At 73.0% G+C, this 1,580-nt stretch carries 1 protein-coding gene; it reads left to right on the top strand.

The window, feature by feature from the left end; genetic code table 11:
* Positions 1-594: 594 nt before the first annotated feature.
* The coding region (locus E1287_RS43140) for an NYN domain-containing protein (RefSeq protein WP_131971921.1) at positions 595-1,580 on the top strand (986 nt) is incomplete at its 3' end.

A 1,580-nucleotide genomic window follows, 5' to 3' on the forward strand; every position in this document is an offset into this window, starting at 1 on the left:
GCCCCCGCCGTTCCGTCCGGCCGCCGCGAAGCCCGAACCGCCGCCCCGGAAGGCGCCCGCCGAGAAGCCGCCCGAACGCCCGCGGACGAAACCGCCACGCCATCTTCCGAGCGAACGACCTGGAGGTCCGTTGATCCATGTCAAGGTGCGCGTTTCGCGGCAGCACACCGAAATTCGGGTGCGGGTCGAGGTGCCCATGCCGCGCGGCGTTCCGTTCCGGGGACAGCGCGGCACGCCCGGGCACGTCCACCAAAAGGTCCCGCACAGGGTGACGCAGAAGATGACGTTCAAGGCTGGTCGCCATGGGGGGTTGAAGTCAGGGTCGCGGGGACCCCGGGACTGAGCCCGTGACCTGCCCTTTCCCGTAAAGATCATGAGGAAGCGCGGGGCCGGCGCCGCGGGGCTGGTAGCGTCCGCCGCGGCTCCCGAATCTTTGTTACCGGGGAGTCGCCAACCAGCGGCTTGCCATGAAAGAGTGGCGAATCGCCGTATTGGCCTACCGGGTTGACGCGCTTCACTACGCTATAGGCGACCCGGGACACTACGCCGGATGGGCATGCCGTGAAGTCCCGTGTTGAGGAAGGGCGGTGTCGCATGGATCGCTGCGCGCTGTTCGTAGACGCCGGCTACCTGCTTTCCGACGGCGCGATGGCGGTGCACGGCACGCGCCACCGCGAGACCGTCTCGTGGGACTTCGGCGGGGTCCTCCAGCTGCTCGGCAACCTCGCCAGGGAACGCACCGGCATGCCGCTGCTGCGCTGCTACTGGTACGAGGCGACCGTCGAGGGCCGCCGCTCCCCCGAGCACGACGCGCTCGCCGACCTGCCCGGCCTCAAGCTGCGGCTCGGCCGGATCCGGCCCGGCCGCCGCGAGGGCGTCGACACCGAGATCCACCGCGACCTGATGACCCTCGCCCGCAACGGCGCGCTCACCGACGCCGTCCTGGTCACCGGCGACGAGGACCTCGCCCAGGTCGTCGCCGACGCGCAGGACCTCGGCATCCGCGTCACCGTCGTGCACGTCGCCGTCGACGGCAACTGGACGATCTCGCGGGTGCTGCGGCAGGAATGCGACGACCTCATCGAGATCGGCTCCGGGCACCTGCGGCCCTACGTCAACCTGCTCACCGGCATGGACGGGACGGCCGGCTCTTCGCTCGGCGCGGGCCCGCTGTCCAACGGGCACGGCGCCAACGGCCACGGCGGCAGCCTCGGCCACCTCCAGCCGGCCGCGCACAACGGCCCGCCGCCCTCGTCCCCGATCAGCGGGCAGCCGCCGTCGTCGCCCGCCCCGCCCGTCCGCGACCTCGGCCCCGCGATGACCGGCGGCATGAGCGGCGGCAGCGGCATGAGCGGCACCGGCATGAGCAGCACCGGCATGAGCAGCACCGGCATGGGCGGCCCCGGCATGGGCGGCCCCGGGACGACCGGCGGCCCCGGCATGACCACCGGCCCGATGCCGCTGCCCGGCGGCGGGGGCGGGTCGTCCTACGGCACCGGCGGCCAGCAGCTCCCGCTCCAGCCCACCCCGGCTCCGACGCCGTCGTCCGGACCGTCCTCGACGCAGTCCCCGCCGGCCCC

Origin of the sequence: Actinomadura sp. KC06 (assembly GCF_004348735.1) — a bacterium.
GTDB lineage: Bacteria > Actinomycetota > Actinomycetes > Streptosporangiales > Streptosporangiaceae > Spirillospora.